The organism is Aminobacterium sp. EBM-42 (assembly GCF_001896635.1).
Lineage (GTDB): Bacteria > Synergistota > Synergistia > Synergistales > Aminobacteriaceae > Aminobacterium > Aminobacterium colombiense.
Map to the genome: position 1 here is coordinate 139,647 of NZ_MPPC01000024.1, position 26,159 is coordinate 165,805.

A 26,159-nucleotide genomic window follows, 5' to 3' on the forward strand; every position below is an offset into this window, starting at 1 on the left:
ACGATTATGGCGAGTGGAAAAACTCAGACATACAAAGTGCCGATAGGTCCTGTCCATGTAGGGTTGAAAGAACCCATTACAGCATGGCTCGACCTTGACGGAGAAAAAATAGTAGACGCAAGGGTTCGTCCCGGTGCTATTCACAGAGGAATAGAGTTTATGGCACGTGAGCGAAACCCTATTCAGATAATTTATCTTGCAGAGCGGATCTGTGGAATTTGTTCTTTCAGCCATATTACTGCCTTTTTAAGGGCAGTGGAAGATGCCGCTCAAATACAAGTTCCTCCCAGAGCCCAGTATATTCGGGCCCTGGTGCTTGAACTTGAACGAGTCCACTCTCATGCTCTGTGGGCTGGAGTGGCATGTTACAGCATTGGATTTGACTCCGCATTTCACCTTGGCATGGTGCTTCGTGAAAAGGTTATGGATGTCCTCGAATCCTACACTGGGAACCGCGTAAATTATGGTGTTGGCACTGTCGGCGGTGTCCGATGGGACCTTACCCCGGAAACAGTCCGCGTGATCAAAGAAATGATCCAGTTTTATCGGGACGAACTGGGAGCATTTTACGATGTGGTAACAGAGGATCCAGTGGCTCATGCCAGAATGCGCAACGTTGGAATTCTTACATACGAAGAGGCTATGCGCTACTGCGCCCTTGGGCCTACTGCCCGGGCTAGCGGGGTGAGGTGCGACCTTCGCTGGTCTTCACCCTATGAAGCCTATGCCGACCTCGATGTAAAACCTGTGGTACCCCAGGATTATTTTGGAAAGGCCTATGGCGACGTTTTTGACCGCTTCCTCGTGCGGGTTCTTGAGCTCTACCAATCTCTTGACATTCTTGAAAAGATTATCGAAGGACTTCCAGAGGGAGACATCGTTTTTGAGAAAAGCCTTGTGAAAGTGCTGAATATTCTAAAGGCTGCTGATGGAGAAGGATGGAGTTCTATTGAAGCTCCCCGTGGAGATGATACTCACGTAGTACAACTGAAAGGCGGCCAGGAGAACGTCTATTGGTGGAAAGTGAGAGCCCCGACCTATTCCAACGCTGTTTCATGGCCAATAATGTTCCGCAACAACGAATTGGCCGATGCCCCTCTTATTATTAATAGCATTGATCCATGTATCTCCTGTATGGAAAGAACCCTTATCACTGGAAATAGTGAAAAGGCCGGACAGGTCTACTCGAAAAATCAGCTGTTGGAAATGAGCAGAGAAAAGACGAGGAGGCTGAAGAAGGCATGATTATCAACGTAGTAATGAAACTAGTGGCAGGCATTGCCCTAATGTTGCTCGTATCAGTTGTGGCCATTCTCTTTGATGGGGCAGACCGGGTTATCCATGCCAGAATGCAACGGCGGTGGGGACCGCCTCTTTTTCAGCCTTTTTACGACATTCTGAAATTGCTTGGAAAAGAAAATATCGTTCCCAGAAGAGCAGTGAAATGGGCATTTAACGGAGCCCCTTGGGTTGCCGCGTCAACTATGTTGTTGCTATTTCTTTATATCCCTATCGGCTCTTTGCCGCCCATACTTGGAACTGAGGGCGATTTGATTCTTGTTATCTATCTTCTCGGTCTTGCCGGTGTCGCCATGGCCATAGGAGGATTTGCCAGTGGAAACCCCATTGCCAACGTTGGCGCCCAGCGTGAGATGATTCTCATGATGAGCTATGAGCTGCCCTTGGCAGTAGTTGTCACAACAATGGCCTGGGTAGCCTACAAGCATGGCATTCCAGGACAGCCCTTTAGCCTTGAAACCTTTGTGGGAATGCCTCTCTGGGGCATAGTGGGCAAAATGGGACTTCTTGGTCTTCTATGTCTTTTTGCTGCCTTGCTCATGGTGGTTCCTGGCGAAACAGGAAAGGGCTTTATGGACATTCCTGAAGCGAAGACAGAGATTCTTGAGGGACTCATTATAGAATACTCGGGCACAAATCTGGCGTTATTTAAAATTACTTTTGCCTTGAGGGCCCTGGCCATGTCAGCGATCATAGTGGCCTTGTTCCTTCCTTGGTCCCTTGGAAAGGTCCTTAGCCTTACAGGGCCGCTGCTTTTTGTTGTTGACTTTCTCTGGTTCTGGGTCAAAGTCTTTGCGGTGCAGGTCTTTGGCGTTACATTTATCAGAACAGCCTTTGGGCGACTGAAAATATGGCAGGCTTCCCAGTTCTACTGGGTTAAAATTGCTGGTCTTTCTTTGGCCGGCATGATTCTCTTGTCTATTGATGTAATCCTTTAAGGGAGGGGGATGACCATGCTTAACAGAATGTCGTTACAGCTTTTGCGCCAATGGGTGGACAAAGTTTTTACAAATCCCTTCCCGGTGCCTTCTATGCCTGACTCTCTTACTGCCGCACTGAAAGCAGCGGAGGAGGGAAAAATAAAACTCAATCCGCCTATTGAGCCCCAGGGCTATTTTCGCGGTCGGCTCGATTATGACAAGGAACGCTGTATAGGGTGCAAGCTCTGTATTCGCGTGTGTCCCGCGAATGCCATAGAGTTTCTTGAGGAAGAAAAGAAAATACAGATCCACGTAGATCGTTGCTGCTTCTGCGCTCAATGCACTGAAATTTGCCCGGTGAAGTGCCTCTCCATGTCGAAGGAGTATTTGATATCTTCTTACGATCGGAAGGCTCAAATAGTTCGCGATTCGGGCCCAACAAAGAAAAAGGAAGAAGACATTGTAGTTGAAAGCGCAGTGAAGTATGAAGTAGACGAGGAAAAGTGCATTGGATGTACAAAATGCGCTAGAAACTGCCCCGTCAACGCAATTAGCGGGGAGTTGAAAAAGCCCCATGTCATAGACAAGGAAAAGTGTGTGGGATGCGGCAAATGTGCCGAACTTTGTCCGAAGGATGCGATCCATCAGGTCGAAGTTGCTGCTCAGGCAGCCAAAGCGGCACCGGAAGAAAAATAAGATATCCAGAAATAACTTAGGGGGCTTCAAGCCCCCCTAAGTTATTTTACGGGTTTACAAATCCATAATAGGCCAGTCGTTCTTTTACTTCATCCCGACCCAGATGTTCCGCCACTTCAAAAATCCCAGGACTTACTTTTACGCCTGTCAAAGCCCATCGTAATGGCATGGCAAGATTTTTCATCTTAACGTCTTTTTCATTAGACCAGCTACGGGCAAATTCTTCCATAGATTCAGCCTTCCAGGAATCAAGCTTCAGTAGATCCCCAAAAAAGTTCTTAAGAATGCCCTTATCCTCTTCCGACACGTCGCTTCCATCGTATCTATTTTTCACTGGCTCAAAAGAGACAAAGTAATCGGAGTATTCGGCGAGCTCTTTGGTTGTTCTTCCACGTCCGCCCATAAGCTCGAGAGCCTGGGCAAGATATTCCCTTGAATGCTTTTCAACAGGCAACATCGCTTCTTTCCAGAAGGGTTCCACCATTTCCAGGCGAACCATGGGGTCAAGCTCCTTGAGATGCTCCTGATTGATAAAGTTGAGTTTGTCCATGTCGAAGACAGCAGCACGCTTTGTGACCCTTTTAAGATCAAAAAGCTTAATGGCCTCTTCTCTGGAAAAGACTTCCCTGTCATCTCCAGGAGACCAGCCCAGGATTGCGAGGAAGTTGAACACAGAATCTGGCATATATCCCAGATCGCGATACTCATATACGCTTGTAGCGCCATGACGTTTAGAAAGTTTTTTCTTATCTTTTCCAAGAATCATGGGGAGGTGGGCAAATTGGGGTTCTTCCCACCCCAGCGCCTTATAAATGAGCAGCTGTTTGGGGGTGTTTGAAATATGGTCCTCCCCTCGTATGACGTAATTAATGCCCATGGTGTAATCATCGATGACCACAGCGTAGTTGTAAGTAGGCATGCCGTCGCTTTTGATCATGACAATATCTTTCAGTGTTTCGCTTCTAACTTCGATTCGGCCGTAAACAATATCGTCAAAAGCAAGGGATATCCCTTCTGGTACCTTGTAGATTATCGCGGGGCCCTCAGTGTAGGTTTTGCCCTCATCAAGAAGCTGCTGCGCGTATTTATGGTAGATTTCCAGCCGTTCTGACTGGCGATAAGGACCGTAAGGGCCTCCTATATCAGGGCCTTCGTCCCAGTCCAGACCCATCCATGTCATCCCAGCCATAATGGTCTCTTCATATTCCTTCGTAGAACGTTCGCGGTCGGTATCTTCTATGCGAAGAATGAACTTTCCACCTGTATGCCTGGCCCAAAGCCAGTTGAACAACGCCGTATGCCCTCCACCGATATGCAAGGCGCCTGTGGGGCTTGGGGCAAAACGGACACGTGCTTCCTTGTTCATTTCTAAATTGCCTCCTCACATCAAATTTCATCAACGCAGCTATTATACATGTTCTTAATATATTTCTCCCAAACTTCTTTCAATAATATAATATAAGAGCAAATTATTCCTCCATGGGAGGAGGTTCGAAATGAATACTATTTATGTTATGGGGCATAAAAATCCTGATACTGACTCTATCTGTTCTGCAATAGCCTACAGCTACTTTAAGAGGATCATTTCCCCCCAAAACAACTACTCTCCGGTTAGACTTGGGCCTGTAAACAATGAAACAGGGTTTGTCCTTGATTATTTCAAGGAACCGGTTCCTGAGCTGATCGAAAACCTTTACACCCAGCTCTCTGACATAGCTTTCGATGAGCCTGTTTCAGTTAAAAAAGAAACGCCCCTATCCGATGTTTGGAACATTATGGGTAAAAACATTACAAATACGGTCAATGTAGTGGATGAAGAAGGCTTTTTCATTGGACTTGTGACAGTAGGAGACATAGCAAGAGCAAGCCTTGAAATATCAGAAGACCTTTCAAGAGTGGCTATTCCCCTTGAAAACATAGAGCGCACCCTCGACGGCCAGATTTTGTGTTCTTACAAAAAAACCTTCAGCGGCAACATTCTCGTGGCTGCAATGGAGTTGGCGACTTTGGAAAGACGACTTGATGAGAAAACACTCATCATCGTAGACGATCGAGAAGATGTGCAGATCTCAGTTTTGAAGAAAGAAGTCCACACTCTTATAATAACAGGGGGTTCAAAGGTTTCAGACCAAGTTTTAAATCTGGCTAAAGAGAAAAAAGTCAACCTTATCACAGTGCCATACCATACTTTCACAACAGTTAAGCGTATTGGGCAAAGCATACCAGTTCAGTATGTAGCAAAATCTCAATCACTCATTACCTTCAGTCTTCAAGAAGAGGTTGATGACGCAAAAGAGATTATGCTTAAACATAAATATCGTCAGTTCCCAATACTCGACAATAAAATTCCTGTAGGAATGTTATCACGCCGGAACCTTCTCAATATTACCGGGAAAAAGGTAATATTGGTTGACCATAACGAAGAGTCACAATCTGCAGAAGGTCTGGAGCAGGCTCAAATACTTGAAGTTATTGACCACCATAGAATAGGGAGTATAGAAACGCTATATCCTATTGTTTTTATAAATCGCCCTGTAGGATGTACTGCGACTATTGTATATGGCTTTTACAGAGACAACGGGATAAAGCCGCCATCGTCAATTGCCGGGCTTATGTGTGCGGCCATCATCTCTGATACTCTTATGTTCAAATCGCCCACTAGCAGCACTCAGGATAGAGAAGCCGCCCAGGAGCTTGCAACAATTGCAGGTATGGATATCGAGACATTCTCCCGCTCCATGTTTGAGGCGGGGACCTCTCTTGAGGGGAAATCTGCAGAAGAGATATTCTTTACAGATTTTAAAATTTTTGATGTTGCTGATTTTAAGGTCGGCATCAGTCAGGTGTTTTTCTATAATACGGAGCGTTCTTTTCATAGAAAAGCCCTTCTCGATTTTATGAAACAGCGAAAATTCCAGGGAAGCTATGATATGCTTCTTCTTATGCTTACTGATATTATTAATGAAGGTTCAGAAATTTTGTACGTAGGAAACCATGAAGAATTTCTTTCCAGCGCATTCGGAGTGCCAATAAGCGGCGGAAGCTTTTATTTGCCCAAGGTCATTTCGAGAAAAAAGCAGGTAATACCACAGTTGTTAGAAGCAATAAAAAGGAGTTGAATACCCTGAAAGATAAAACGGTACTTCTTGTAGACGGCCATGCCCTTGCCTTTCGTGCCTTTTATGCATTGCCTGAACTGACGGCGCCAGATGGAACGCCAACAAACGCGATCCTTGGCTTTATCAACATGATGTTCAAAACTATAGATGACTGCCACCCTGACATGACAGCCGTTGTTTTCGACGCTCCAGGAGCTACGTTCAGGCACGAGATCTACCCGGAATATAAAATGGGACGTCGCCCTACACCTGAAGAGTACAAGGTGCAAGTTCCCTTGCTGCAGCAAGTGGTACGGGCTATGGGCATTAAAGTAGTGGTGAAAGAAGGGGTAGAGGCTGACGATGTCATCGCCTCGGCGGTGTGCGGCGCCGCAAGGCTTGGTGTAAAGGTTATCGCCCTTACTTCAGATAAGGATATTCTTCAGGTGCTTCAGCCTGGAGTTCGAATCATCCGCCCCATAAAAGGGGTCTCGACTTTTACGGAATACAATGAGGCCTCCTTTGAAGAGGAATGGGGTTTCCCTCCCACTGTCATGCCAGACTACTTAGCCCTTCTAGGTGACGCAGTGGATAATATACCGGGAGTTCCGGGAGTGGGAGAAAAAACAGCAAAAAAACTACTCTCACAATACGTATCACTCGAAGATATTTATGACCACCTTGATGAACTAAAGCCAGGGCTGCAAAAAAAGTTTATAGAAGCGAAGGAAACGGCGTTTAAAAGTCGCGAGCTGATACGTTTAAAGTGCGATCTCCCCTTAACTGTGGAAGAGTTCACGCAGACAGAAGTGAACTTTGAATCCTTTGAAGAGCTCTGCCGGCGTCTGGGCCTGCACAAGATTCTGGAGCGGGTTAGAAAATCGGGGGAATACGAAACAACGAAGGAAGAGGTTCAGCTTGAAATAGGCGAAGCAGTGGAGGGCAACCTGGCGGAAATCCTGCATGAAAAAGAATTGGCCTTTTACTGTCTTCCTGAGGGTTTTTACCCCATGAAGCTGGAAAAGGCCCGTATTGCCCTGCGGGCCCAGAGCGGAAGCTACTGGCATGGCGTCGTAAATGCTCATGCCGCACCAGCTTCCCTTCTTGAGTGGCTAAAGACAGGTAATGTCATAACTTCTGATTATAAAATGATGCAGGGTTTTTTTAAAGAAGACGCTCCTTTAAGTGACCGTGTGTGGGATGCCCAAATCGCCCACTATTTACTGCACCCCGACGCAAAATCCCACGGTCCAGAAAGCTGGGCCGCAGAAAGCATAGCGGATCCAGTGGAAATCGCAGGGCAGCTCTGGAGAGTAAAAAATGACTTAAGCAGCAATATCGCTCAGTATCAAGGCCTGGATAAGCTCATGCGAGATGTTGAGATCCCACTTATTCCAGTGTTATGGCGTATGGAAACGTGGGGGATAGGCCTTAATAGAGAATCCTTCAATGGTCTGGATTCAGACCTTGAAATAAGAATTGTTGAAATAGAAGATACCATAGCAGAAAAGGGCGGAGAACGGATAAATCTCAACTCGCCGAAACAGGTGGCCTGGCTTCTTTTTGAAAAATTGAACATGCCGCCTATAAAAGAAACAAAAACAGGGTACTCCACCGACGTTACCGTTCTTGAAGAACTTGTTAAAATGGGGCTCCCCGAGAAAGAAGTGCCGGAACTTATACTTGAACACCGCGAGCTTTCTAAAATGCGATCTGGCTTTGTTCATCCCCTTGTGAGTGCCGCTGATGAAAATACAGACCTGATCCACGGTACTTTCGAATCCACTTCTACCGGAACAGGACGCCTGAGCAGCCGAGACCCCAACCTGCAGAACCTGCCAGCCTTTGGACAATGGTCCACCCGTCTTAAAGAGGGGCTCGTTCCTCATAAGGACGGAAACATATTTGTAGCCGCAGACTATTCTCAGGTGGAACTTCGAGTTTTAGCCCATCTCTGTGATGAGAAACGTTTAAAAGAAGCCTTTGAAGCACGGCGTGATATCCATACAGAAACAGCATCCTGGATCTTTAATGTAAATCCCCAGATGGTAACGCCGGAACTTCGCCGTTTCGCGAAAGTTGTAAACTTCGGCCTTCTTTATGGCATGAGTTCTTTTGGCCTGGCAAGCCGCCTAGGCATCGGACAGCAAGAGGCAGGAGATATTATTAACAGGTACTTTAGGGCCCTCCCGAAGGTTCGGGATTATATTGAAAAAAGCTATCAGGACGCCAGGAAACGTGGTTATGCTGTTACAGACTTCGGCAGAATCCGTCCGCTGGATGAAGTTTCTGTGAACCCGCGGGATCGAGGAGCCTTGAAACGTATCGCAGTAAACACCCCTATTCAGGGAACAGCTGCTGATATTGCCAGAATGGCCATGATCAAATTTTATAAGCATTTTGAGAAACGGCAGAATGTTCATCTTGTTTTGCAAATTCACGACTCTCTCGTTTGTGAGTGTGCAGCAGAAGAAAAAGAAGCTGTCGTAAAAGATTTGACAGACATTATGGAATCAGCGGCCACGCTATCTGTACCCCTTAAAGTAGAAGCAACCTGGGGGCATTCTCTGGCAGAAGTCTAGGTTTTTACGTAGCCTTATTAGTCGAATATATGTTAGAATACGCCGTTAGCATTGGTTTATGTCAAGGGAGGCAGATGTGCTTTGTTAATGCGTTCATTAAGGGAAAATATGCGTTGGATCATGTTTGGTTTTGTCGTTATTTTTGTGCTCTCAATTTTTGGGATGTATGGCTTCAGCGGGCGGCAGCGAGCTCCAAAGGGAGAAGGGGTACAAGATTACGCAGTTGCTGAGATAGACGGCAAAAAAGTTATGCGTTCAACCTTAGAAGCAAACGTAATGAACTATGTAGAGAGAAACAATGTAAAAGACGTTTCATCCAATGATTTGATGGCGATCCGTCAGGCTGTTCTTGACGGCATGATCATAGAAACAGAGCTGGCCAAAGCTGTTGAAAGCAGGGGAGTTAAAGCTTCTGATCAGGAAATTGACGATGTTATCAAGCAGATAAGCAACCAGTTTCCTACAATAGAGGCCTTCCAGAAGCATCTCTCCGACAATGACATCAAGATGGATGCCTTGAGAGCCAATATAGGCACCCAGCTTTCTCAACAGAAGGTTGTTGAGCAGGCTGCGAGCACAGTTGTGGTGACCCCTGAAGAAGTTCAGGAATTCTACGACAAAGGCAAGGATGCTTTCTTTAGCCGGCCGGCAGGGCGAAAGGTTGTTTATGCCCGTTTCAGCAATAAAGAAGCGGCAGACAAAATCTACGAAGAGCTAAAAAAAGACGGCTCCAAGTGGGATGCCCTGCTGGAAGAGGTAACTTCAGAAGACAAGAAAGAAAGCATTGGCTATGAAGCTCCAGTCTTTGTTCCTGAGTCAGGCATGCAGGATAAATTCGAAACGCTGAAAGACCTCTCTGTTGGCCAGGTAGCTCCTCCCATCGAGATTACGAGCAACGACATAATGGTTGTTCTCAATAAAGAAGTTCTTGAAGCGAGCACTGTTTCCTTTGATGAAGTCAGCAACGATATCAAAGCTCTGCTGACGAATCAGAAGAACGAAGAAGCCCAGATGAAATTTGTCAGCGAACTTAAAGAAAATGCGAAAGTTGTTATTCTGGATGAATCTATTTTCCCAAAACCAGTAGAAGAAACACAAGAAGCGGAAAACACAACTCAGCCAGTCGCAGATGAGCAGAAAGAAGAGAAAAAAGACTAATAGGAAGACTACATAACAAGAAATAAAAGTTTGAAAAAGCTTGACAGAACTAGGTTCCCTTAATAGAATAGTTCCCGCAGTCTAAGGAGAGATGGCCGAGTGGTCGAAGGCGCTCGCCTGCTAAGTGAGTGGGGCTTTGCCGCCCCCGAGGGTTCGAATCCCTCTCTCTCCGCCATTTAATATAAAGCTACAAAAGCTCAGGCTCTTAAAAGCCTGGGCTTTTCTTTTTGTCTTTAGTACTTCCTTTATATATTTGTTATGATAATAATTATCGTAGGGGCAATAACAAGCTATTAACGGAACTTAACCGACCAAGCAACATGTCTAACTACAATAGGAGCCCAAAATGTCTGAACGAAAAAAAGTTACAGCAGCCGTGATCTTCAAAAACGGAAAAGTTTTAGTAGCGCAACGTAGTCCTGAAAGCTCTCTCCCAAACAAGTGGGAATTTCCAGGCGGCAAAATGGAAGAAAATGAAACTCCGGAAGATTGCCTTAAAAGAGAAATTCAGGAAGAGCTCAATATTGACATTAAAGTCAAAGAATACCTCTGCTCATCGTTTTTTGATTACAACCATATTTCTATAGAACTCATGGCCTATACGTGTGAATGGCAGTCTGGCAAACTTAAAAATAATGAACACCAGGCCCTGTCGTGGCTCAATCCAGAAGAGTTAAGGGGACTTGACATGGCCCCCGCAGATTGGCCCATAGTGGAATTTATTTTAAAGTCGTAATGGGTGGTTGCATGCGCTGGCTTTGTTTGCAGCCTACAAACATGACACATAAGAAGATCTAAACAGGAGGGACCATTCATGGAAGCAAAGGACCTCGAACTGTTACAAGTTAAAGCTTCTGAACTGGCAGCGAAATATGAGCGAGAATATGGCGGCTGTTCCCAGTGTGTGCTTGCCGCCATAAAGGAAACTATTGGTGGAATTAGTGATGATGTGTTTAAGGCTGCGACTGGTTTGTCCGGTGGCATAGGGCTGACAGGCAATTCATGCGGTGCTCTTACAGGCGGTGTAATGGCATTGAGTTGTCATCTTGGCCGTGATTATGCTCATTTTTCTGATCCTGGCGGAGAACGTTTCAAAAGCTTCCGTTTAGCAGATAAACTACAGAGTAAATTTGAAGAGGAATTCGGAACTTCAGAGTGTAAAGGCATTCAAACAAAAATAATGGGCAGATCCTTTGATTTAAGGATTCCTGATGAAAAGGCCGCTTTTTTAGAAGCTGGCGGTCATGATGACAAGTGCCCGTCAGTTTGTGCTAAGGCAGCAGCTTATGTAATTGAAATCCTGCACGAAGAAAACCTGATTTAGGAATGGTGCTTAATAAGCTGAAGAGCGATTACGGTATGCAACACAAAAAAGCTCCGCCTGGCTCGATGCAGCCGGGCTATACTTGCCCGGTGAAGGAGCCTTGCGGGGCTTGAGGACTACCAGTCCTCTACGCAAATTGTAAAAACAGAGGCCGATCTTGTCAAACTAAAACGACAATTTCCATCTTTTTATCAAGCTGAAGCCCGCGGCTTCTGTGACTGGAGCGGTAAGTTCTAGCATTAGATAGGCTTTCTGGTTCTACCCGGGGGGCAAATAGTTATGGTCCATATTTGTGCAAACTTTTTTCTCTTTCATAAGTATTCCTCCTCCTTTTTTTAATCTCAGATGTTTTTCATTTCTAAAAACCGCCTTTGCTACGTTTTTATCAACTATATTTTTAGTGTAACAATGAGCAGCGACAACTTATGTCAGTGCAGTGAATATCCCCAAATAAAAAGTCGCATCGGTCTTTTTTGACCATGCGACTTTCTCTCTATCTCTGTTATATGTGCCACTCAAGCAGCTAGCGAAAATTCCAAAGCAGCTTTAGCATGTAATGTTAATGTATCCAACAGCTTTAGATGAGAGTGTTCCTGATTTAACAACAATGGGAGTTCGGTACATCCCAAAATAACTCCTTCAACATTATAACTACTAATAATTTCCAGCATTCTGGATCTGGTCTTTTCTGAAAATCTATTAATCACCAGTTCTTGAAATATAATTGAATTTATCTCGTCTTGATGATTTTCCGTTGGTGTTATCACTTCAATATCGTATTTTTCAAGCCCATCTTGATAAAATCTCCCCTGCATAGTGTATTTAATCCCAGTTAGTAAAACCTTTTTAAGGTTGAGCTCAACTGCTTTTTTTGCTGTCGTTTCAACTATGCTTATTATCGGGAGTTCAACTTTTTCTACGACCTTATCAAAAACTGAATGGGGAGAATTTGCTGCCATAATTGCAAAATCGGCTCCTGCACTTTCTAATGATTTGATTCCTTTAACTATGTAGTCGATGTATTCTTCAGTTCTTCTTTCATTCTCAAGGTCAGTAAAGTATTGAAAATCTAAGCTCTTGATAACCATTTCGGGGTAATAATAGTCCTTGTTCCGTTCATAATACAAATCAGTGATCGTTTTGTAATATTGTATTGTGGACGCTAAGCTTATTCCTCCAAGTATTCCAATACTTTTCTTCATTATCTATCCTCCGGATTTTGCAGTTTTTTAACGTCTTAATTTGGGTGGCTCCTTCAAAGAAAAAGGCCTTTTATGGCTTCTCCTCAACTATAATTCGGTATTCACATGACGTTTGATTAATAAGATTTTTTAGAAGCTCTGAGGGATCGGCTCCGTAAATGGCAGTTTTTTCTCTCGTTCCTTCCTCTGTGTTGCTTTGATAAAGCACGAATTTTTTGCCTTCTTGAATAGCGTAATACCAGGTAAAAGTTTTGCCTTCGCTATCTATTTTTCTGTAAATGGTGGAGTCCTTTTTGTTTGCCATAAAGATCACCTCCTAAGATATTCATAGGTATAGGATAACATGATTTGAAAGTACTGAAAAAGAACACAAGACTGTCAACAGTAAACATGAGACACTATTTCTTGTTTGACCAAGTATAAATAGTGGCATATAGTTTACATCAAAAGATAACATCAATTGATGTAAGATGGTGAGTGCTATTTCTGACCCATTACCAGTAGTTTTATTTCTTTTACATGCTAAGCGAGCTCTTATATCAGAGGAAACAGGGAAATTATACCTAGAGAAAAGAACGAAGTTTTTTTAAGGAAGTACTTATTGCGATTCCAAGATGTGTATGATCTTTGTCTAAAGTTGACACCGCATGATTACTATTCGTTTCCAGTAGAAGATGACAACTTAAAATATCCAAGCAAAGTGTGCGTCTTTAAAATTGTTACAGAAATTCATTCCGATCAAGTAAAGATATATGTCAAACTTAAGCTAAGTCCAGATTGTAAGCATTGTAAGGTTTTATCTTTTCATGAATTTGACGAATTTTAAAGAAAAGGATAACCAAGCTTTAAGTTTTTGAAGTGTAATAGGGAGGGGGCTATATTATGCTTAAATATGAATGTTCGAAATGTGGGCGAACTTTCTCAAAGAAAGTTTTAAGAGCATTCACAAAAATATTTGAAATAAAAGGGGAAAAAATTAAGGTTAGTTCCAATATCCATTTTTGCCCTTATTGCAATGAGCCTATTGGCGACAAGCTCTACGCTGCTTTGCTTGACAAAGCATACGAAGAGTATAGGAAGAGAAATGCTCTTATGTCTGCTGCTGATGTTGTGGATATTCGAAAGCGTTATAAATTATCACAATCGCTTTTTGCGCGTTCTCTTGGTATTGGAGAAGCTTCTCTTCAGAGATATGAAAAAGGTTCTATTCCAAACCAATCGGTACATACTATTTTAGAGTTAGCGAAAAACCCAGATTCCTATTTACAAATTTTAAACCAACATAAATCTCTAATGTCTGTGGCAGACTACGAAAAAGTAAAAAGCGCTATTATTAGTGCAATGGAAACTAGCATTGATTGTTCTTCTGAGAAGGCTAGGTATTTGGAGTGTGAAATTTGTGGGACTGATAAACAACCTAATTTATTAAATGGATTTCAGGCGTTTTCTCTTGAAAAGCTCAAGTGGGTCGTAGTTTATCTTCTCTCTAAGATGGGGGAAAGGGTATCCTATTTAAAACTGAATAAACTCTTATTCTACTGTGACTTTTATGCCTTTAAAACCTTAACTCGCTCTATTACAGGGCTTCAGTATGTTAATATGCAATATGGCCCTGTTCCTGGAGGAGCATTCAGTTACACGATATATGAATATTTAAATCAAGTTGGTGCCTTAGATATCGATATAATTGAATGTGAGGATGAAAAAACTCAACATTGGATTTTGCTTCCTCAAAATTCTTCGCATTGTGGTCTTTTGTCTGAGCAAGAAAAGAAACTTATTGATGAGGTTTTAGAGGCGTTGGGCCCTCTAAAAGGGAAAGAGTTAACTAACCTATCACATGAAGAAATTGCTTATACTAAGACTTCTAATAAACAAAAAATATCATATGAATATGCACTTGATTTAAAAGCTATCTAAATGGTGGCCTATGGGATAGTGCAGGGTTTTTTATAATGGAAGAAAATGAGGTAAAATATTCCCTAAAGGTTGCATGAATGCCTGTTCCGTGGTAATATTTCCTGCGTTCAAGATATACGTGCCAGTAGCTCAGATGGATAGAGCGTCGGTCTACGGAACCGAAGGTCACGGGTTCGAATCCTGTCTGGCACGCCATTTGGATATCACCGCTCTTTTTTAAAGAGCGGTTTTTTTGTTGTCTAAAAATGAAGACCGAAACATTGCAACTGATGAATAACTTTCACAACGACTTTATTAGCGCAAAAGGCTGTCGTTGATTAATGCAAACACGTGACAAGAGGGTACGTAAATGCCTTAGCTCTCCATATGGATGGGTGAAAGCCCCTATCCAAGCTTTGCTATTTAGTAAGCCTCTTAGGCCAAAACGTATTCCAAGTTTTATCTTTCGACATAAAAAGCAGCCCCCTTTCGAGGGCTGTCGAGGACTTGTTGTTTTAATGGTATGAAAAGAGAATGATGTTATTTGAGCAAAATAGCAAGGTTAAATGAAATAATTATATAGCGAAATTAAATGTGTCTCCTATCCCTTCCTTTTCCGCTCGCTGTAAAACAACTGATGCCACAGCAACATCCATAGCACCTGTCCCAATAGGAACACAAAGAACGCGAGAAGAGGACGAAGCAGTGAGCTTTTTTGCACCTACTGACAATTCCCCCAACGTAGCCGTAATATCCTCTTGCGACACTTTGCCAGCTTCTGCGAGATCCTTTAATGCCCCGCGGTGAAGGCACTGCGCCACATGGTCTACAACAATGTAATCCGCAGTCAAAAGAGTCTCATCTTCGCACTCCTTATAAGACCCCATGGGGAAGAGCACTGTTCCAGGTTCAAACCACGTTTTTTTAAAGAAGCCATCTTTTGCATGAGTTACAGTTATAACGGCATGACCTTGAGCTGCCTCTTGAGGTTGGGTGCAAATCGTGATTTTCCCCGAGATCTTGCTGCCCATCTCTTCCGCAAATAGTTTTGCAGATTCAGGTGCAACATCATATATTTTTAATTCGTCTATATCGAAAACTTCTGAAATAGCGGCTATTTGGGTGCGCCCCTGAACTCCTGCTCCAAAAAGCCCCACTGTTAATGATTTTTGTTCCGGATAAAGATATTTTAAAGCGACAGCTGTTTGGGCGCCGGTTCTCATGTTTGTTATCAGGGTACCGTCGAGAACTCCAGTAAAGATGCCATTTCTTGGGTTGACTAATACAATGATAGCGCTTACATAAGGCAACCCCTGCTTAGGGTTATCCATCCAGCCTCCTGCCCATTTGATGCCGGCTGTATCTACCCATCCTACATATGCAGGCATAGAGTTTATATCTGCGTGATAGGGGGGATATGGAGAACTTTCGCCTAAATCCAATGTTCCTTTCGTTGGGTTTATTACAGTTCCTTCTCCCATACCTTTATATGTTTTATCAATTATTTCTACGACATCATGCATCGTAATCATTTTGCTTATTTGAGATTGACACAACAACCGAGCCATTTTTTACTTCCCCTTAGTCTATCTGATATTTTTTCTTGAGCCCTAAAAGCTCCCCGCTCTTTTTCATTTCATCCAGAACTTTGTTGAGAGCTTCCTGAAAAGTCGTGTCACCTTTCGGAATAGCTAAGGCAATGCCTTCCCCTTGTTTATGTATAAAGTTTCGAAAAGCAATTTTCAACGTGCTGCCAAAGGCGTCGTTATTTCTAAGGTATGCATTGGCTACTGTAAGATTAACAACACAAAAATCTGATCGTCCCAATAAGACTTCCCTCAAAGCATCGTCATTTTTCTGAAAACGTTTAATTTCTTTTGGAAGTTTCGTATTAGTAATAAAGATATCTTGCGCTGTTCCGATTTGAACGGTAGCTACTTTGTCTGCAAGATCCTCTATTTTAGATATGGATTCATCATCTGATTTTGTAACAAAGGCATTTTCAATTTCATAGTAAACATCGGAAAAATCAACCTTTTTTCTGCGCTCTTCCGTATTTGTCATTCCCGCGGCAATCATATCAATTTTTCCGGTAAGCAAAGCAGGAATAAGGCCGTCAAAAGACATGTCAACAAGTTCTACGTCCTTACCTAAATGAGCTCCAAGAGCTTTAACGACATCGATGTCATATCCTACAATTTCATTTTTCTCACTTCTGTACTCGAAGGGGGGGTAAGTTGCCTCTGTCCCCACACGGATCACGGTACGATCCATTACCGATTTCGCGGCTAAAGAGGGAGCAGCAACGATTAAAGACATAATCACACTCAATATGAAAATTTTTGATGTTTTCAACATTTGTAGCGCCTCCATATATGATAGTATATTTTTTGCTATGAAACGGAAGAAGTGCTTATTATAACTTAATTTTATTTTATAGTCTATGAGTGTAATTCGGTTTATTAGTTTTAAAATGGAGGCTTTAACGATGACTAGAATAACAGTGCTTGGAGCAGGGAACGGCGGGCAAGCCCTCGCAGGAGATCTTGCCTCACAGGATTTTGAAGTAACACTTTTTGAGCACCCTCAACTAGAGCATAAAATAGCAGATTTGAAAAAAAGTAAAACCATCACTTTAACAGGAATAATGGAGAAAAAGGGGCATCTTGCCAACGTAACGACAAGTGCTGAAGAAGCTATAAAAGGAGCCGATATTATTTACTTTCTTGCTCCGAGTTTCGCTCAAAAACCAATTTTGGAATCAATAGCTCCTTATATAGAAGACAATCAAAAACTTGTACTTATGCCAGGGAATTTTGGTTCACTCGTTTTCAGAAGCTACCTTAAGAAAATAGGAAATACTACATCTTTGAAAATGGCAGAAGCCGACACCATGCCCTATGCATGTCGTTTGGAAGCACTTGGAAGAGTCAACATATGGGGTATAAAACAGCATCTTTCCATAGCTACTCTGCCTGGAAATCAGACTGAAACTTTTATATCTCAAATACAACAGGCCTTTCCTATACAATTAAAAGCAGCTCCTAACGTCATAGCTATAGGTTTATATAATACAAATATGATTCTCCACTGTCCCACTATGATTATGAACGCGGGAAGAATCGAGTCCGAAAACGGCAATTTTAGATTTTACGGTGATGGCATGACAGAATCTGTCTGTAGCGTTATGGAAGCGATGGATCGGGAACGCATGTTCATTGGGGAAGCACTTGGAATAGATCTACTGTCGACTATGGACGATATGAAGAAACTATATAACCTTGAGGGAAAAACTTTAAGAGAAACTATTTTGAATAACAGCGTTTACTGTGGTCACGGAACGGATGCACCAACTTCAATGAATTACAGATATCTCATAGAAGATGTGCCCTATCTTCTCGTTCCTGTTTCGGCCTTGGCACAAAAATTAGGAATTGCCGCTCCTACAATTAATAGCATCATTCATTTATCAAGCGTCGTAAATGGTCAAAACTATTTTGAGACAGGAGTAGGACTAAAAGAACTTGGTCTGGAAAACGTTTCTGTAGAAGAAATGCGCACATTGTAAGTTTTATATCCTTATAAAAAATCGTTATATATCACTATAAAAAATCTAATCCTGTCTGGAACGCCATATTGAAGTTACATTGCCGAAGTGATTCGCTTCGGCTTTTTTATTTTATAATAACAGGAGAGGTGATGACCCTATGGCTATTACAACTGGAGATGCGCTTATTGTAGTAGATGTTCAGAATGATTTCTGTGAAGGGGGATCGTTAGCTGTTCCTGGCGGGGAGGATGTTGTGCCTGTGATTAATGGCCTTGTTCAATATTGTGAAAGCCGCCAAATCCCCATGTTTTTCTCCAGAGATTGGCATCCAGAGAACCATATAAGTTTTAAGGAACAAGGGGGACCGTGGCCGCCCCATTGTGTTCAGGGACAGAAGGGGGCAGCCTTTCATCCCGAACTGTACATTCCTTCAAGTGCAGCGGTTATAAGCAAGGCGGCTAGCCCGGATAAAGATGCCTATTCTGCTTTTGACGGCACTGAATTATTGGAAATGCTCAGGGACCAGTCTATTTTAAGGGTGTTTATCTGTGGCCTTGCAACAGATTATTGTGTAAAAAGCACCGCCCTTGATGCCTTGAAAGAAGGTTTTGAGGTTTTCATAGTTACAGATGGGATAAAGGGCGTAAATGTTCAGCCTGATGACAGCAGCCGTGCTCTTGAAGAGCTTGATCAGCAGGGGGCCTGGCTTACCACAAGTTACGAGGCGGTGGAGTTTTAAATAAGTAAAGAGGCCTCGAAAGAGGCCTCTTTACTTATGCTGGGTTTGAGAGGATTGGTGCTTTAAAACATTTTATTCGTTTTATGACAAACCGAGTAGCAACTGCCCTCCCTGATAAACGATAACGGCGGCGCCATATGCTATGAGAGTAGTGTATGCGATCATAAAGAAGGTCCATTTCCAACTGTTCGTTTCCCGTTTAAAAGCCGCTACGGCAGCGATACACGGAACATAGAGCAGTGTCATTACAAGAAAAGCATAAGCGCTTAAGGGAGAGAAAAGGGCTGGCAATGCTGATGCAAGACCTGCTTCGCCTCCAGCTAGTAATGTTCCGAGAGTTCCTACCACAATCTCTTTTGCAAAAAAGCCGAAGAAGAGTGCTACGCCAGCCTGCCAGAAACCGAACCCCGCAGGAGCAAATAGAGGAGCCAGCATGTCTCCAATACGGCCGACAATGCTTTCGTGAGAGCCATACTCAACTCCAAGAGGGAGGCTAGCCATAACCCAAACGATAATAACGGCTCCAAAAATAACAGTCCCAGCTTTTTTCAAAAACAGACTGGCACGCTCCCAGGCGCTCTTTAATACAGAACCAGCCTGGGGCAGGTGATATGGGGGCAGTTCCATTACAAATTGTGACGATTCTCCTTTAAAAAGAGTACTGCCCAACACCTTGGCTGAAATGACAGCTATTGCAATTCCAAGTACGTACAACGAAAATACAATGGTTCCAGCATGGTTGCCAAAAAATATACCTGCAAAAAGCAAATATACAGGAAGTCGGGCAGAGCAGCTCATAAAAGGAAGAACCAAAAGAGTAATCATGCGGTCGCGGGGGCGTTCCAGAACGCGGGTAGCCATAATAGAGGGGACATTACAGCCGAAGCCCATTAGCATGGGTATAAAACTCTTTCCGTGCAGGCCCATTGCTCTCATAATTCTGTCCATAACAAAGGCACCTCGTGCCATATAGCCAGAATCTTCAAGAATGGCGATAAAGGCAAAGAGGACCATTATATGTGGAAAAAAGACTACAATTGACCCTACACCTCCAATAACGCCGTCTGCCACAAAACTTCCCGCAAAAAGTGGAAACCCGGCAGTTTCCATTAAAAATGCGATTCTTTCTCCCAGTGCCGAAATAGTTCCGTCGAGATAATCCGCAATAGGGTCACCTACTGCGTAAGTGAAGCGAAACATGAACCAAGTAATAATAAGAAATATGGGCAATCCCCAAATCTTATGGGTTACAATTCGGTCTATTTTGTCAGAGGGAGACAGATTTTTCTTTAAAGAAAGATTTCGTTCTGCGACTTTTTGTGTAATGGCGGAAATGAAATTCCAGCGCCGTTCTATAACGGCGGTTAAGAGATCGTAGCCAAGCTCCAGTTCCAGACGTTCGTTTTCTTCTTCCACAATGGCCGTAACCTCTTTTGCTTCTCCTAATTTTTCAAGCATGGAGATAATCAAAGGATCCCCTTCTGCTATTTTTATGGAGGCTAAACGACGATCAATGTTTGCTTCTCTCAGCAGTGCAGAACTTACGTTTTTTGCTATCCTGTCCAAAGATTGCTCTACCTTCTCGCCATAAGGTATGGCAAGAAGAGATAGGGAAACGCCATTTTCAAATCTGTCCTTCACTCTTTTAACAAGGTCCTCTAAGCCTTTTCTCTCTCTGGCCACAGTGGGAACAACTGGAACTCCCAACGCTTTTTCCAGTTTCTCGCGATGGATACGGATGCCCTTGTTTTCTGCAACATCAGCCATGTTTAACGCTATGATCAGAGGCTGCCCGGCTTCGAGCATTTGCACCACAAGATAGAGGCTTCTTTCTAGATTTGAAGCATCTACCACAGTGATGGCAAGTTCAGGTTTTTCTTTAATGAGGAATTCAGACGCTACCTGTTCATCTATGGAAGCAGCTCCCAGGCTATAAATTCCTGGCAAATCAACGAGAGTAAAGTTCATTCCCTCGTAGGAAAAATGCCCTTCTTTTCGCTCAACGGTAACTCCAGGCCAGTTCCCAACATGCTGACTGGAGCCTGTCAAAAGATTGAACAAACTTGTTTTTCCTGTATTAGGATTGCCGGCCAAAGCCAGAGTTATGTTGCCCATAGTTAATGACACCCCCAACATGTTTTGCAATTACCGTCGCAACCACCCAATTCGATTTTCCTCACCAGAATACTTTCAGCTTCATATACTCTAAGGCTCAGTTCATAGCCACGAAATGAAACAGATATAGGGTCGTTCAGGGGGGCCTTTCGTTGTATTAAGAGCTCAGTTCCCGGCACAAGGCCCATTTCCAGCATTTTCCGTTTCAGTTCAGGATTCCCATCGACACGAAAAACGATAGCAAGACTACCCGCTGGCAATTCGCTGAGTAGAACTAACTTTGGAGTACCCATATCTCCACCTCTTTGTTTGATTGGTAAAACATTTAAAATGATAAAAAAAAGAGCGGTGCTCTTTTAGGCTAAATTTCCCTGACAAAAATGCGATTCCCCACGCCCTGTCCAAGGGCAAGACGAGTTTCGCCTATTTTAAGCAAAAATGGGCCGCCGCCCGTACGCAAAACAGTAAACACAGAACCCGGCAATAGGCCTAATTCTGCCATCCTTTTGCGAAACGACATTCCTCCCGCGAGATTTTCAACCTTTACAACTGCGCCTTCTCTAACGAAACTAAGTGGCATCATGGCTTTCATTCTCCTTTTTTCGCCGTACCCACACAGTCGCGGCTTCACTACGCCGTAGCGCAAGATTTCTGCCCCCAATCTCAAATTCCAGTGGATCTCCAAGGGGAGATGTTTTTAAAAATGTAATTTCTGTTCCAGGGACAAGGCCCATTTCCATAAGTCGTTTTCTGAGCAAACCGTTTGAAGTTACTCGATTTACAATACCCTTCATGCCTGGTTTCAGTGCGACAAGAGGAGTGGGAAGTCTGGAAGGGTCATCCATTTCAACGCGCAGTTCTTTAAACCACGCGGCTCCTTCCCTCAAAGCCTGACAAAAATAATCTGTCAGGGCAAATAACCTGCCATCGGTTTCGCTATCCATTTCATGCTCCATAATACATGCCAGATTTTGAGCCTTTTCTTTGTCAAAACCGAGAATTTCAGTAAAGAGAAAAGAAAGATGAGCATGCCGTCTATAAATATTCAATGCCTGTTCTCTGCCTTTTTCTGTTAGAGCTACAGAGCCGTATCTCTCGTGGTCGAGCATGTCAGCCTCTACAAGTTTTTTTATAGCGGAAACCACAGTGCCCTTCGTGACGTCCAGACGTTCAGAGAGGAGTGTTACAGTGGCTTCGTCACCATGCATTTCAAGGGCAAAAATTTCTTCAAGATAATCTTCTATTCTTGACGATACGATGGCAATCTTCCCCTTTTCTTGTTATTTCGAGAAGAGTTTAACTGGTCAAACTCTTTGTGTCAAGTCTATAAGACATTGAATGCCATTAAAGTCAGGAATGATGTCGTCTCCAAACAGAAAAAATTTCATATGGTAGAGAGCAAATATACAGTGTAAAGTGCCAGTCAGTTTATATGCGTTTTTACTTCACCACTCTTTGCGTTACAATGTATATATAATCTGTTTTGATGCTCACGCTTTTCTGCTGAGAAGTCACTCCGAATAGGAGGATGACCATGAGGATGAATAAAGAATTATTCAACATTAGCAGAAGGGATTTCGATGCATTGCTTTTTGATCTCGATGGTGTCATAACGAAAACCGCCCAAATTCATTCCCTTTCGTGGAAAAAACTCTTTGATGATTATATATCCGCAACAGACCGCATTCCTGAAAAAGACAAGCGGCCCTTCGATTTGAAATATGATTACCGTACCTATGTAGATGGAAAGCCACGTTATGAAGGGGTGAAGTCCTTCCTTGAGTCAAGGGGGATACTATTGCCTTATGGAGAACCTGAAGACTCGCCTGAAGAGGAAACCATTTGCGGATTGGGCAATCGTAAAAATAAATACTTCCGTAATTTTTTGAAGAAAAATAGGGTAGCGCTCCACCATGGGGCGCGGGAACTTTTACTCCTTCTAAAACAGAAAGGGTTTAAAACCGCTGTGGTTACTTCGAGCAAAAATTGTTCCATAGTATTGAAAGCTGCAGGTCTTGAAAATCTTTTCGATGTGCAGGTCGATGGTCGTATTGCAGCTCACCTGAAATTGAAGGGCAAACCTGCTCCCGACACGTTTCTTGAAGCGAGCACTCAGCTTTATGTAAAGCCGAAGCGATCGATCGTTTTTGAAGATGCCCTTGCTGGCATAGAGGCAGGAAGAGCTGGAAACTTTGGATGTGTCATTGGTGTAGATAGAGGAGGACAGAAAAAAGCTCTTGAAGAAAGGGGAGCCGATTTGGTTATAGACGACCTGGCTGCGCTGGCAGTAGAGGGGGAAACAGTAGTCGTTACCCAGACTATGGGGGAAATTCCATCTGCCATGATGCTCCTGCCATACATAGAAGAAAAACTCCAGTCTCATAATTTTTTTGTTGCGCTTGATTACGATGGAACCTTAACACCCATTGTAGAAAGGCCTGAAATGGCACTTCTTTCCCCAGAAATGCGAGTGACCTTAAAGAGGCTTGCCGAACAATATCCTGTTGCCATCATAAGTGGTCGAGACGTGAGGGACATTAAGAACTTTATCAAGCTTCACACTGTTATTTATGCAGGAAGCCACGGTTTCGATATTTCAAGCCCGCCTGGCATGAACCTCGATTTTCAGATTGGAAGAGAATATCTTCCCATATTGGACAGGGTTCAACGATCCCTCGAAAAAAGTGTTGAAAAGATAGAAGGAGCCCTTCTTGAACGAAAAAAATTTTCACTGGCTCTTCATTATCGCTTAGTTGCCGAAAGTCGCGTCAAGGATGTTGAGTCTCTGGTAGACAAAGTTCTGGACCATGAACCTAAACTGAGGAAGGGGCTGGGGAAAAAGGTTTTTGAACTTAAGCCCGATCTTGACTGGGATAAGGGACGGGCTCTTATCTGGCTCATAGAAGCCATGGGTTTGGAAGTTGAGAAAACACTTCCTCTTTATATTGGAGATGACATAACTGATGAAGATGCTTTCAAAACTCTGCAAAGCATAGGAATAGGCATTGTGGTAAAGGATGGAGAAAGAAAGAGAGAGTCAATGGCAGAGTATTGTCTGGAGGATACAACTGAAGTTAGAGAATTCCTGCAAAAGTTAGTGAAACTCCCCTCAAAAGGAGGAAGGTCATGACCTCCTGGAATCTTACATATACAGGTCTTGATCCCGAAAAGGAAAAACTCCGTGAAACCCTCTGCACTCTTGGCAACGGCTACTTTGCCACGCGGGGAGCTTGCGCTGAAAATGGGGCTGATTCAATCCATTATCCGGGAACCTATTTGGCTGGTGGGTATAACAGGCTTAAAACGGAAATAGCTGGGAAAATCATTGAAAATGAGGATTTGGTCAACCTTCCCAACTGGTTGCCGCTGAGTTTTCGTATGAATGGCGGCGAATGGTTCCATATAGAATCTGTTGAAATACTTTCTTACGAACAAAAATTAAATATAAGGTCAGGCATCCTTTGTAGGGTGATTCACTTTCGCGACCAGCAGGGGAGAAAAACTGTTCTGATGAATCGAAGGGTAGTTCATATGGGCAATCCGCATTTGGCCGGACAGGAGACTGTAATAAGAGCGGAAAACTGGTCTGGAGAAATAGAATTTCTCACGGCTCTGGATGGGAAAGTGATAAATGGAGGTGTTCCACGTTATCAATCTTTGTCAAATCGGCATCTTGATCCTCTTTGCGAAGAAGAAATAAACAAGGAAAGCATCTTGTTGAAAGTTCAGACAAACCAGTCTGAACTTCGAATAGCAGAGGCAGCAAGAACTCAAATTTTTAAAAACGGAGATTTCGTCAATCCTGAAAGATACTGCATAAAGGAACCTGGATATATCGGCCAAACCTTTTCAATGGAAATGGCAGAAGGGGATGAAATACGTCTAGAAAAGATAGTAAGTCTCTACACATCGAGGGATAAAGGGATGTCGGAATGTGGTTGTCAGGCAAAAATTGCGGTGGTGGAGGCGGATTCCTTCGAAGAGATTTTGAAAAGCCATGCTCTCGCGTGGGAACATCTCTGGCATCGATTTGAGATAGATTACTATCCTGCAGATCCTCAAAAAGGAAAGAGAACGTCTCGGATATTGCGCCTTTATACCTTCCACCTCCTTCAAACCACGTCCAGACACTCCATGGATCTCGATGTGGGTGTTCCCAGCAGGGGATGGCACGGCGAAGCTTACAGAGGGCATATTTTCTGGGACGAGATATTTATTTTTCCTATGCTTAACTTTAGAATGCCGGAAATAACCCGTTCACTTCTCATGTATAGGTATCGCAGACTCGATAAAGCTCGTAAGGCTGCTCAGGAGTTGGGGCATAGAGGGGCCATGTACCCCTGGCAGAGCGGAAGTAGCGGCAGGGAAGAAACTCAGAAACTTCATCTAAACCCGAAATCGGGAAGATGGAACCCTGACAATTCCCATCTTCAACGGCACGTAAACGCCGCATTGGCGTATAACATCTGGCAGTATTATCAGGTTACGGAAGATCTTGAATTTCTTTCCTTTTACGGAGCAGAAATGTTTATAGAGATCGCCCGTTTTTGGGCAAGCAAAACGACATTCAACAAAGAGATTGGACGGTACGAGATTCTTGGAATAATGGGTCCTGACGAATATCACGATGCCTATCCGGGAGCAAACGAACCAGGGCTTAACAATAACTCATACACTAATATTATGACTGTCTGGATACTGAACCGGGCTCTTGAAATATGGAACCTTCTTCCTGAAACGGATCGTAATCCTCTTTGCGAAAAAATAGGTTTTTCAGAAGAAGAAAGGGAGCACTGGAAAAATATTGCCCGAAAGATGAAGATCGTTTTTCATAAAGACGGTATTCTGAGTCAGTTTGAGGGGTATGAACAGCTAGAGGAGTTTGATTGGGAAGAATATAAAAAAAAATATGGGAACATCCAGAGGCTTGATCGTATTTTGGAAGCGGAAGGGGATTCGCCCAACAGATACAAGGTTTCTAAACAGGCAGACGTACTCATGCTTTTCTACCTCTTTTCAGCGGAAGAATTAAGGAGTATTTTTAAACAACTGGGATATGCTTTTAAATATGAGACAATCCCTCAAAATATCAATTATTACCTTAAACGTACGTCCCATGGCTCTACACTGAGCAGGGTGGTGCACTCGTGGGTGCTGGCAAGGTCAAATAGAAGCGGATCCTGGGAGCTCTTTTTAGAAGCTCTTGAAAGTGACGTAGCTGATATACAAGGAGGGACGACTCCGGAGGGAATCCATTTAGGAGCCATGGCGGGGACTGTGGACATTCTTCAGCGGGCCTATACCGGTATTGAGGCTCGTGGTGGCATTCTTTACTTCAATCCCGCCATCCCCCCTGAACTTGGTGAACTTCATATGCATATCCGATATCGAAGTTACCCTATGGAAATTACAATTACTCCAGAAAAACTAACCATTAAAACTTTTCCAAGTCCAAAAGGATATATAAAGATAGCTTTCCGTAGCAAAACAAAAAAAATCAAAGTTGATTGTGGAGAAATCTTAGAATTCAAAATTTAGTTTAATAAAGCCGACAGACCTCCAAATCGGAAGTCTGTC

The 26,159-nt window shown here is 43.3% G+C and carries 22 protein-coding genes and 2 tRNA genes; 15 read left to right on the top strand and 9 right to left on the bottom strand.

What is annotated here, in order from left to right; genetic code table 11:
• The first annotated feature begins 6 nt into the window (after nt 1-6).
• From BUC50_RS07050 to BUC50_RS07060, 3 genes are read left to right on the top strand one after another with little or no spacing between them, the layout of a single operon-like run.
• On the top strand, nt 7-1,245 hold the full coding sequence (locus BUC50_RS07050) for a hydrogenase large subunit (RefSeq protein ID WP_013048648.1): 1,239 nt from the start codon (nt 7-9) through the stop codon (nt 1,243-1,245).
• Complete coding sequence (locus BUC50_RS07055) at nt 1,242-2,237, top strand: respiratory chain complex I subunit 1 family protein (RefSeq protein WP_013048647.1); 996 nt, start codon at nt 1,242-1,244, stop codon at nt 2,235-2,237. Before BUC50_RS07050 ends, BUC50_RS07055 begins: the two co-directional genes overlap by 4 nt.
• Before the next feature lie 15 nt (nt 2,238-2,252).
• Nucleotides 2,253-2,915 (top strand): 4Fe-4S binding protein, encoded by a 663-nt coding sequence (locus BUC50_RS07060; RefSeq protein WP_013048646.1) that lies wholly within the window; start codon nt 2,253-2,255, stop codon nt 2,913-2,915.
• Nucleotides 2,916-2,961: 46 nt separating this feature from the next.
• Here BUC50_RS07060 and gltX read toward each other — a convergent pair whose 3' ends face one another.
• Nucleotides 2,962-4,281: a glutamate--tRNA ligase gene (gltX, locus tag BUC50_RS07065; protein ID WP_286677274.1), complete on the bottom strand. Its 1,320-nt coding sequence runs from the start codon at nt 4,279-4,281 to the stop codon at nt 2,962-2,964.
• Nucleotides 4,282-4,411: 130 nt separating this feature from the next.
• On the opposite strand from gltX, the gene BUC50_RS07070 reads away from it, so the two are divergent.
• The 6 genes from BUC50_RS07070 (at nt 4,412) to BUC50_RS07095 (ending at nt 11,077) form a co-directional block, all read left to right on the top strand.
• A complete protein-coding gene (locus tag BUC50_RS07070) occupies nt 4,412-6,034 on the top strand; it encodes a putative manganese-dependent inorganic diphosphatase (RefSeq protein ID WP_013048644.1) in 1,623 nt (540 codons plus the stop codon).
• On the top strand, nt 6,031-8,595 hold the full coding sequence (gene polA, locus BUC50_RS07075) for a DNA polymerase I (protein ID WP_013048643.1): 2,565 nt from the start codon (nt 6,031-6,033) through the stop codon (nt 8,593-8,595). Before BUC50_RS07070 ends, polA begins: the two co-directional genes overlap by 4 nt.
• Nucleotides 8,596-8,682: 87 nt before the next feature.
• A complete protein-coding gene (locus tag BUC50_RS07080) occupies nt 8,683-9,753 on the top strand; it encodes a peptidylprolyl isomerase (protein ID WP_041459363.1) in 1,071 nt (356 codons plus the stop codon).
• Nucleotides 9,754-9,838: 85 nt separating this feature from the next.
• Nucleotides 9,839-9,928, top strand: a tRNA-Ser gene (locus BUC50_RS07085).
• 171 nt (nt 9,929-10,099) lie between these two features.
• A complete protein-coding gene (locus BUC50_RS07090; protein ID WP_013048641.1) occupies nt 10,100-10,489 on the top strand; it encodes a (deoxy)nucleoside triphosphate pyrophosphohydrolase in 390 nt (129 codons plus the stop codon).
• Nucleotides 10,490-10,567: 78 nt separating this feature from the next.
• Nucleotides 10,568-11,077, top strand: coding sequence for a C-GCAxxG-C-C family protein (locus tag BUC50_RS07095; RefSeq protein WP_013048640.1), 510 nt, complete (start codon nt 10,568-10,570; stop codon nt 11,075-11,077).
• A gap of 515 nt (nt 11,078-11,592) precedes the next feature.
• On the opposite strand, the gene BUC50_RS07100 is transcribed toward BUC50_RS07095, so the two are convergent.
• Entirely contained in the window at nt 11,593-12,279 is a 687-nt protein-coding gene (locus BUC50_RS07100; protein ID WP_013048639.1) for an aspartate/glutamate racemase family protein, read from the bottom strand.
• A 70-nt stretch (nt 12,280-12,349) separates the two neighbouring features.
• On the bottom strand, nt 12,350-12,583 hold the full coding sequence (locus BUC50_RS07105) for a hypothetical protein (protein ID WP_013048638.1): 234 nt from the start codon (nt 12,581-12,583) through the stop codon (nt 12,350-12,352).
• A gap of 578 nt (nt 12,584-13,161) precedes the next feature.
• On the opposite strand from BUC50_RS07105, the gene BUC50_RS07110 reads away from it, so the two are divergent.
• Nucleotides 13,162-14,199: a type II TA system antitoxin MqsA family protein gene (locus BUC50_RS07110; protein ID WP_286677275.1), complete on the top strand. Its 1,038-nt coding sequence runs from the start codon at nt 13,162-13,164 to the stop codon at nt 14,197-14,199.
• 118 nt (nt 14,200-14,317) lie between these two features.
• A tRNA-Arg gene (locus BUC50_RS07115) sits at nt 14,318-14,394 on the top strand.
• A 359-nt stretch (nt 14,395-14,753) separates the two neighbouring features.
• On the opposite strand, the gene BUC50_RS07120 is transcribed toward BUC50_RS07115, so the two are convergent.
• Nucleotides 14,754-15,746 carry an ornithine cyclodeaminase family protein gene (locus BUC50_RS07120; RefSeq protein WP_013048636.1) on the bottom strand — a complete coding sequence of 331 codons (993 nt, stop codon included), beginning with the start codon at nt 15,744-15,746 and terminating at the stop codon, nt 14,754-14,756.
• Nucleotides 15,747-15,759: 13 nt separating this feature from the next.
• Nucleotides 15,760-16,536 carry a transporter substrate-binding domain-containing protein gene (locus BUC50_RS07125; RefSeq protein WP_013048635.1) on the bottom strand — a complete coding sequence of 259 codons (777 nt, stop codon included), beginning with the start codon at nt 16,534-16,536 and terminating at the stop codon, nt 15,760-15,762.
• A gap of 130 nt (nt 16,537-16,666) precedes the next feature.
• Between BUC50_RS07125 and BUC50_RS07130 the strand changes: the two genes are divergently transcribed.
• Together BUC50_RS07130 and pncA are read left to right on the top strand one after the other, a co-directional pair.
• Nucleotides 16,667-17,746: an NAD/NADP-dependent octopine/nopaline dehydrogenase family protein gene (locus tag BUC50_RS07130; protein WP_013048634.1), complete on the top strand. Its 1,080-nt coding sequence runs from the start codon at nt 16,667-16,669 to the stop codon at nt 17,744-17,746.
• A 139-nt stretch (nt 17,747-17,885) separates the two neighbouring features.
• Entirely contained in the window at nt 17,886-18,467 is a 582-nt protein-coding gene (gene pncA / locus BUC50_RS07135) for a bifunctional nicotinamidase/pyrazinamidase (RefSeq protein WP_013048633.1), read from the top strand.
• Nucleotides 18,468-18,548: 81 nt separating this feature from the next.
• On the opposite strand, the gene feoB is transcribed toward pncA, so the two are convergent.
• The 4 genes from feoB to BUC50_RS07155 all read right to left on the bottom strand — a co-directional run bounded on the left by feoB (nt 18,549) and on the right by BUC50_RS07155 (nt 21,847).
• Nucleotides 18,549-20,582: a ferrous iron transport protein B gene (feoB, locus tag BUC50_RS07140; RefSeq protein ID WP_286677276.1), complete on the bottom strand. Its 2,034-nt coding sequence runs from the start codon at nt 20,580-20,582 to the stop codon at nt 18,549-18,551.
• Nucleotides 20,583-20,584: 2 nt separating this feature from the next.
• Nucleotides 20,585-20,875, bottom strand: a complete 291-nt coding sequence (locus BUC50_RS07145; RefSeq protein WP_213700895.1) for a FeoA family protein — start codon at nt 20,873-20,875, stop codon at nt 20,585-20,587.
• Between the two features lie 68 nt (nt 20,876-20,943).
• Nucleotides 20,944-21,165, bottom strand: a complete 222-nt coding sequence (locus BUC50_RS07150) for a FeoA family protein (RefSeq protein WP_013048630.1) — start codon at nt 21,163-21,165, stop codon at nt 20,944-20,946.
• A complete protein-coding gene (locus BUC50_RS07155) occupies nt 21,152-21,847 on the bottom strand; it encodes a metal-dependent transcriptional regulator (RefSeq protein WP_041459361.1) in 696 nt (231 codons plus the stop codon). Before BUC50_RS07155 ends, BUC50_RS07150 begins: the two co-directional genes overlap by 14 nt.
• Before the next feature lie 275 nt (nt 21,848-22,122).
• On the opposite strand from BUC50_RS07155, the gene otsB reads away from it, so the two are divergent.
• Entirely contained in the window at nt 22,123-23,712 is a 1,590-nt protein-coding gene (gene otsB / locus BUC50_RS07160; protein WP_273015624.1) for a trehalose-phosphatase, read from the top strand.
• Complete coding sequence (locus tag BUC50_RS07165; RefSeq protein WP_013048627.1) at nt 23,709-26,120, top strand: glycoside hydrolase family 65 protein; 2,412 nt, start codon at nt 23,709-23,711, stop codon at nt 26,118-26,120. The genes otsB and BUC50_RS07165 overlap by 4 nt, the downstream gene beginning before the upstream one ends.
• The last annotated feature ends 39 nt before the right edge of the window (nt 26,121-26,159 follow it).